The sequence below is a fragment of the Nocardiopsis chromatogenes YIM 90109 genome (assembly GCF_000341185.1).
In the GTDB taxonomy this organism is placed as follows: Bacteria; Actinomycetota; Actinomycetes; order Streptosporangiales; family Streptosporangiaceae; genus Nocardiopsis_A; species Nocardiopsis_A chromatogenes.
This window is the reverse complement of the sequence record NZ_ANBH01000188.1, coordinates 1-7042: the sequence shown is the minus strand read 5'-3', so window position 1 is coordinate 7042 and position 7042 is coordinate 1. Positions and strand designations below refer to the sequence as shown.

The window sequence follows — 7042 nt, the reverse complement described above, 5'->3', positions numbered from 1 at the left end:
GGCCGGACGGAGGTTCCACCACTCCAGCGGACGTGGCCTACGTCTGCTGGAGCGGTGTCATCTCCGTTCGAGCAGGTAGGCGCGGTCATCTCCGCCTCGGGGCCGCTCTCCTCCCGTGCCCCTGACCTGCGCCCTGCCCGTGGGCGGTCGGCCGCCCGCCCACGGGGGTCAGGCCGCCGAAGTATCCGCGGACGCCACCGGCCCCGGGGCGCTCGGCTGGTGTGGCGACCTCCGGCCGTCCGGGGTGGTGCGGGTGCCGTGTCCTCAACCGCGCCCGTTCGGTCGTCGGATCTGTCGGCCGGGGGCCGGAGGGGAGGCGGGCACGGACGGAAAGCCCCGCCGTTCCGGTGGGATGCGGTCTCCCCGGGGGAACGGAGAGGGCGGGGCGGATGCGGTGGGGCGGCGTTCCCGGGATCGAATGGGCGGGAATCGGGGCATGTCTTCCGTGCCTTCTGCGAATATAACGCTCCGTGCCGGTATAGTGACTATGTGTTGCCGCATCGCCACTCCGAGTCGCATCCCGCCGGTGTGCGCCCCGCCGAAGGTGGCCGGCGGGGCCCGGCCCGGGTCTACCGCAACGACTGGACCGGCCTCCACCCGCCCGATCCCGGGTGCTGGACGCCGCGCCTGTCCGTGAGCACCGTCGTCACCGCCCTGGGCGGTGAACGCCTGGACCTGACGCTGGCGGCGCTGTCCGTGCAGACCTACCCCGCGCACCTGCACGACGTCCTCGTCATCGCCGCGGACGACGTCGCCCTGCCCGACGACCCGGGCGAGAGCGTCCGCGTCGAACGCGTCCCCGCCGGAACCGGGGCCGCGGCCGCGTGCGCCCTGGGCGCCCGCCTCGCCGAGGGCGACATCGTCTGCTGGCTCGACGCCGGCATGCTCGTCGACCCCTTCTACGCCGAGACGCACGCCCGCTGGCACCACCTGCGCCCCGACTGCGTCACCCTCGCCGACGTGCTCAGCGCGCGCGACGTCCCCGCCGACCCCGCCGACGTGGCGGTCATGGCCCTGTCCGGCGGCATGGCCGACACCCTGGGCGGCGAAGGCGCCTGCGCCGACCGCGACGCCCTGCTGGACGCCACCGGCGACCTCGCCGAGGCCGACGACCGCGCCCGCCGGGCCTTCACCCGCTCGGCCTGCGCCGTGCGCACCGCCCTGTACCGCGCCGCCGCCGGGACGGACCCGCTCGGCGAAGGCGAACTGGCCGACCGCCTCTGGACCGCCGGGGCCCTCTTCCTCCCCGACCGCGACGCGCCCGCCTGGTCGACGGGCGCGGCCGGGACCGCCCTGCCCGCCGCGGACGCGGGCCGGACCCGCCCGCCCCGCGTGCGCGCGGTCGTCGACATCGGCGGCGCGGACTACGACATGGTACGCGGGTGCGTCGACCGCCTCCTGGACGCGGGCGAGCCCGACATCGGCGTCGACCTGGTCGCCGACTGGGAGGGGGAGCGCGTCTCGGAGGAGGCGCTGCTGGAGCTGCGCCTGGTCCAGGCCGCCTACCTCGCGGACGCGCGGGTGCGGTTCGTGCCCGACCCGCCCCGCACCGGCTTCCCCTCGCCCTACCTGCTGCAGCTCCCCGTGGCCTGGGGGCTGTCCCCCGACACGCTGGGGCTGCTGACCGACCGTGCCGAGCGCGCGCACGCCGGGGTCGTCGAACTGGTCCCCGAGTCGGCGCCCACGCCCGGCGCCGGGGTCCGGCTGTGGCGCACCCGCGCCCTGGCCCGCGCCCTGCGGGAGCGGTGCCAGGGCGAGCGGCTGGCCGACGCCGTCGCGGAGGTGTACGGCCGCTACCGCATCCAGGCCGGGGAGGGCACGCTGGTGGACCTCACCGACCCCGAGGCGTGCCACTACCGCTCAGAGCCCTTGCGGACAGGGGCCGGGAACACCGGAGCGGATGGGTACGTGGACGAGGAGGAGGACGAGGACGCCCGCCTGCCGCGGCCGGAGGACGGCGGGGAGCCGGTGGGCGGCCGCGGACGGCACGACGGCGACGACGGCGACGGAGCGGAGGCCGAAGCGGGCGACGGGCGGGTCCGCGCGCTGATCGCAGCCGCGCGCACCTCCGTCGCCGGGGCGGTCCGCGCCTGTGCGGCCCCGCTGCGGTTCCTGCGCTGAGCGGGGCCGCAGGAGGGGGCGGGCGGCGTCGGCCCCACCGCCCCCGGCGGGCGGCCAGGCGGCAGGGCGGCGCGCGCCTCAGGTCGTGCCCGCGCCCGTGCCGATCGCGTCCAGGGTCGCCTGCAGGTCCGTGCGGATGTCCTCGGGCAGCGGCGCCGAACCGGTCTCGTCGGAGGCCGCCTGCTGGCCCTCGGGGCTGATCACGTAACTGAGGAAGTCCCGCACGCGCTCGCCCTGGTCGGGGTCCTCGTAGTCCAGGCACGCGGCCTGGTAGCTCACCAGCACGATCGGGTAGACGCCCGACTCGGTGGTGCCGTAGTCCAGCTCCAGCGCGTAGTCGTAGCGGCCCGAGCCCTCGCGCCGGGGAGCCTCGGCCACCACCTTGGCCGCCGACTCCGGGGACAGCTCCACGAACTCCTCGCCGACGCCCACCCGCGCGGCCGACATGTGCCCCACGTGGGAGGCCTCCACGTAGCCGATGGTGCCGTTGCCGCCTTCCACCGCCTCGGCGATGCCGCTGTTGCCCTGCGCGGCCTCGACCGGGGGCAGCGGCCACTGGCCGTCGGGCTCGTAGGTCCACACGTCCGGTGCGGCGCTGTGCAGGTACTCGGTGAAGTTCTCGGTGGTGCCGGACTCGTCGGAGCGCGACACCGGGGTGATGCGCTTGTCCGGCAGGTCGGCGTCCGGGTTGTCCTCGGCGATCTCCGGCGCGTCCCAGCGCGTGATGTCGCCCTTGAAGATGCCCGCGATGGTGTCCGGCGACATGTTCAGCTCGTCGACGCCCTCCAGGCTGAACACCACCGCGATCGGGACCACGTAGGCGGGGATGTTCACCGCGGCGGAGGAGTCGCAGCGCGCCACCGCCTCCTCGTGCTCCTTGGGGTCCAGGGCCGCGTCGGTCCCGGCGAAGGCCACGGCGCCGTCGAGGAACTGGCTGCGCCCGCCGCCCGAGCCGATGGCGTCGTAGAAGACCAGAGAGTCCTGGCAGGCCGTCTGGTAGCCCGCGATCCAGGTGGTCATCGCGTTCTCTTGGGCGCTGGAGCCCGCCCCGGACAGGGTGCCCCCGAAGCAGGCCAGGTCGTCGGGGACGGGGATCGGGTTGTTGCCGCGCACGGCGTTGTCACTGCCGCACGCCGCCGTGAGGGCGAGGACCCCCGAGGCGGCGGCCGCGAAACAGGCGCGGCGAGTGGACGGGCGCATGCGCAAGCTGTCTCTCCCCCTGGTGGGCGCCTCGGCGGGGCGGTGTCCCGGCGGCCGCCCCTTCGGGGCACGGTACGGCCCGCCGGGCGGCCGCGGGCACGGTGCACGGGCGCGGCTGAACGAACGACGTCGAAGAATTTAACAACAGGTGGCGCGCGCTGGTCGAACCGGGCCGGTGTGGGGAAGGGCTCATCCGGCCCGGCCGCAGGTCACCCGGCGTTCGCGGCCTCGGCGATGCGGGTGAGGACGGCCCGCAGGCCCAGCTCGTAGCCGACCACCCCGCACCCGGCGATGTAGCCCTGCATGACCGGCGCGGTGACCGAGGTGTGCCGGAACTCCTCGCGCGCGTACACGTTGGAGATGTGCACCTCGACACAGGGGGTGTCCACCGCGTCGACCGCGTCGCGCAGAGCGATGCTGTAGTGGGCGAAGGCGCCCGGGTTGATGACGATGCCGTCGAGCTCGGCCGCCCCGTGCACCAGGTCGACCAGCTCGCCCTCGTGGTTGCTCTGCGCGCAGCGCACCTGCGCCCCCAGCTCGGCGCCGAGCGCGGCGACCCGGCGCTCGATGTCGGCCAGCGTCGTGGAGCCGTAGTGGGCGGGGTCCCGGCGGCCCAGCAGGTTCAGGTTGGGGCCGTTCAACAGCAGGACGGTCGGGCGGTCGGATGCGTCGGGCAACGGGCGGCCTTCCGTACGTCGGAACCTCGGGCTGGGGCCGACGGGGTCGGCCGGTGCGGCCAGCCTAGCCGCGGGGACGTACGGACGGTTACCGGGGGCGCGCGTGCGGGCACGAAGGAGTGCAGATGAGCACGCACACCGCGCCGTCGTCCACCTACCGCCTGCAGATGCGCCCGGCAGGCGGTCTTCGCGGTGCCGCCGACACGGCCCCCTACCTGCACCGGCTGGGCGTGGGCGCGCTGTACACCGCGCCCCTGCTGGCGGCCGCCGGCTCCACGCACGGCTACGACTGGACCGACCCCCGGCGGGTCTGCCCCGACCTGGGCGGCGAGGAGGCGCGCTCGGCGCTGGCCGCCCGGCTGCGCGCCCTGGGGCTGGGCCTGGTGGTGGACATCGTGCCCAACCACATGTCGGTGGCCGTTCCCGAGGCCAACGCCTGGTGGTGGGAGGTGCTGCGGGACGGGCCCGGCGCCGGGCACGCCCGCTGCTTCGACATCGACTGGCGGAGCGGCCCGCTGGAGCTGCCCGTGCTGCCCGACGACGGCGACGGGGGCGCCGCCGCCCTCGACCGGCTGGAGCTGCGCGACGGCGCCCTGGAGCTGGACGGGCGCCGCTACCCGGTGGCGCCCGGGACGGCGCCGGAGGGGGACCGGTCGGACCCGGCGCGGGTGCATACCGCCCAGCACTACCGCCTGGTGTCCTGGCGCCGCTCCCGCGAGGCCATGTCCTACCGGCGCTTCTTCGACGTGTCCGACCTGGCGGCGCTGCGGGTGGAGGACCCGTGGGTGTTCGAGCGGGTGCACCGCGAGGTGCTGCGCTGGGCCGAGGAGGGGGAGGTCACCGGGCTGCGGGTGGACCACCCCGACGGACTGGCCGCCCCCGGGGGCTACCTGCGCCGCCTGCGGGCGCGCTACGGCGGGTGGATCGCGGTGGAGAAGATCCTGGCGCCGGGGGAGGACCCGCCGCAGACCTGGCCGGTCGAGGGGACCACCGGCTACGACGCCCTGCGCGAGGTGTGCGGGGTGTTCGTCGACCCGGAGGGGGAGGGGCCGCTCACCCGTCTGGCGGAGGAGACGGGGGCGCCCGGGGACCCGGGGCCGGTGGAGGTGGAGTGCAAGCGCCGCGCGGCCACGGAGGTGCTGGCCGCCGAGACGCGCCGGATCGCGGCGGTGGTGGCCCGCGCCGACCGGAACGGCGCCCCGGACGGGCCCGCGGCCCCTGCGCCGCCGCCCGCCACCCTCCGGGCGGTGGCCGAACTGCTCGCCGCCTTCCCCGTCTACCGCACCTACCTGCCCGAAGGGCAGGGGCGCTGGGCGGAGGCGGTGCGGCGCGCCCGGGAGCGCGCCCCGGACGCCGCCGCGGAGGTGGACCGGATCGACGGCATCGTCCGGGCCGACCCCCGCGGCGAGGCGGCCGTGCGGATCCAGCAGACCAGCGGGATGGTGATGGCCAAGGGGGTGGAGGACACCGCCTTCTACCGGGCGACGCGGTTCATCGCGCTCAACGAGGTCGGCGGGGACCCGTCGGAGTTCGGCGTTTCCGTGGAGGCGTTCCACGCGGCCCAGGCCCGGCGGGAGGCGTCCCGGCCGCACGCGATGACCACGCTGTCCACCCACGACACCAAGCGCTCGGAGGACGTGCGGGCGCGCCTGGCGGTGATCGCCGAGGTCCCCGGGGCCTTCGCGGACCTGGTGCGCGAGGGGACCGCACGGTGCGGGCTGAGCGAGCCCTCGTTGAACCTGCTCGCCTGGCAGACACTGGTGGGGGCGTGGCCGATCAGTGCGGCGCGCCTGAGCGGCCACCTGCTCAAGGCGGCCCGGGAGGCGAAGCTGGCCACGTCCTGGACCGACCCGGACCCGGCGTTCGAGGAGGAGGTGCGGGCCTGGCCGGAGCGGGTGATGTCGGACGGGCGCATCGCCTGCGCGGTGGAGGGGTTCGTGGCCCGGATCAGGGCGCACGGGTGGAGCAACGCGCTGGGGCAGAAGCTGGTGCAGCTGCTCATGCCGGGGGTGCCGGACGTGTACCAGGGCACGGAGCTGTGGGACATGTCGCTGGTCGACCCGGACAACCGGCGGCCGGTCGATTTCACCGCCCGGGAGGTGGTGCTCGAACGGCTGGAGTCGGGCAGGCGGCCCCCGGTGGACGCGTCTGGTGAGGCGAAGATGCACGTGGTCCGCCAGGCGCTGCGCCTGCGCCGCCGCACGGACCTGCGCGGCTACCTGCCGCTGCGCGCCGAGGGCGGGGCGGCGGGCCACGCGGTCGCCTTCGCCCGCGGACCGGCGGGGGCGGTCGCGGCCGTGGCCACGCGGCTCCCGGTCGGCCTGGAGGCGGCGGGCGGTTGGGGCGACACGGTCCTCCCCCTCCCGTCGGGGCCGGGCCGGTGGAGGGACCTGCTCAGCGGACGTGAGGTGGGCCCCCCGTCCGTCCGCCCGGCGGCCCCGAAACTGGCGGACCTACTGGCCGACTACCCGGTGGCCCTCCTGGAACGGAGAGAGTGACCGGGACGGACGAAGCCGGACACGGGCGGCTCCCCGGCCCTGCTCGCCGGGCGACGGGTTTCCCGGCCCGGGTGGGCGGCGCCCCAGCAGACACCCCGCTCACGGCCCCTGGCCGGGTGTCGGGCCGCCGGAACGTGAGGCCGAGGGCGGCGACGAGGCAGGGCGGCGGCGTTCCGGTAGCGCTGTCGGCCACCAGGTGTGTGCGTGGCCACCGTGATAGGCGGCGACGGAATGAGCGGGCCGGTTCCCCGGCCCTGCCTGCCGTCCGCCGGGTTCCTTGCGGTCTGGGCGGGGCGGCGGCTCGGCAGGTCCCCCGCTCACGGGCCCTGGCCGGGTGTCGGGTCTTCGCGGCGTGAGGTTGAGCGGCGGCGATGAGGAGAGGTCGGCGGCCCTTGCGGCAGCGCGGCCGGGCGCCGGGCGTGCAGATGGTCGCCGTAATGGGCGGCGACAGCAGGAGCAGGGCGGCTCCCGGCTGGGCAGCGATCCGCCGGGATGTCGGGTGGAGGGCGGCGATGAAGAGAGGTCGGCGGCCCTTACCGCAGCGCA

The 7042-nt window shown here is 76.1% G+C and carries 4 protein-coding genes; 2 read left to right on the top strand and 2 right to left on the bottom strand.

The annotated features are described in order from the left end of the window. The first annotated feature begins 489 nt into the window (after positions 1–489). Positions 490–2121 carry a glycosyl transferase family 2 gene (locus tag D476_RS33790; RefSeq protein WP_160167445.1) on the top strand — a complete coding sequence of 544 codons (1632 nt, stop codon included), beginning with the start codon at positions 490–492 and terminating at the stop codon, positions 2119–2121. A gap of 78 nt (positions 2122–2199) precedes the next feature. On the opposite strand, the gene pstS is transcribed toward D476_RS33790, so the two are convergent. Both pstS and aroQ read right to left on the bottom strand, forming a co-directional pair. Continuing rightward, positions 2200–3321 carry a phosphate ABC transporter substrate-binding protein PstS gene (gene pstS, locus D476_RS0118480; RefSeq protein ID WP_017625417.1) on the bottom strand — a complete coding sequence of 374 codons (1122 nt, stop codon included), beginning with the start codon at positions 3319–3321 and terminating at the stop codon, positions 2200–2202. A gap of 209 nt (positions 3322–3530) precedes the next feature. After that, on the bottom strand, positions 3531–3998 hold the full coding sequence (gene aroQ, locus D476_RS0118475) for a type II 3-dehydroquinate dehydratase (protein WP_017625416.1): 468 nt from the start codon (positions 3996–3998) through the stop codon (positions 3531–3533). 125 nt (positions 3999–4123) lie between these two features. Here aroQ and treY point away from each other — a divergent pair, with 125 nt between their 5' ends. Further along, entirely contained in the window at positions 4124–6496 is a 2373-nt protein-coding gene (gene treY, locus D476_RS0118470) for a malto-oligosyltrehalose synthase (protein ID WP_017625415.1), read from the top strand. Positions 6497–7042 lie beyond the last annotated feature (546 nt).

Coding starts and splice junctions, on each gene's coding strand:
- pstS (WP_017625417.1), bottom strand. CDS start 3,321: ATGCGCCCGTCCACTCGCCGCGCCTGTTTCGCGGCCGCCGCCTCGGGG.
- treY (WP_017625415.1), top strand. CDS start 4,124: ATGAGCACGCACACCGCGCCGTCGTCCACCTACCGCCTGCAGATGCGC.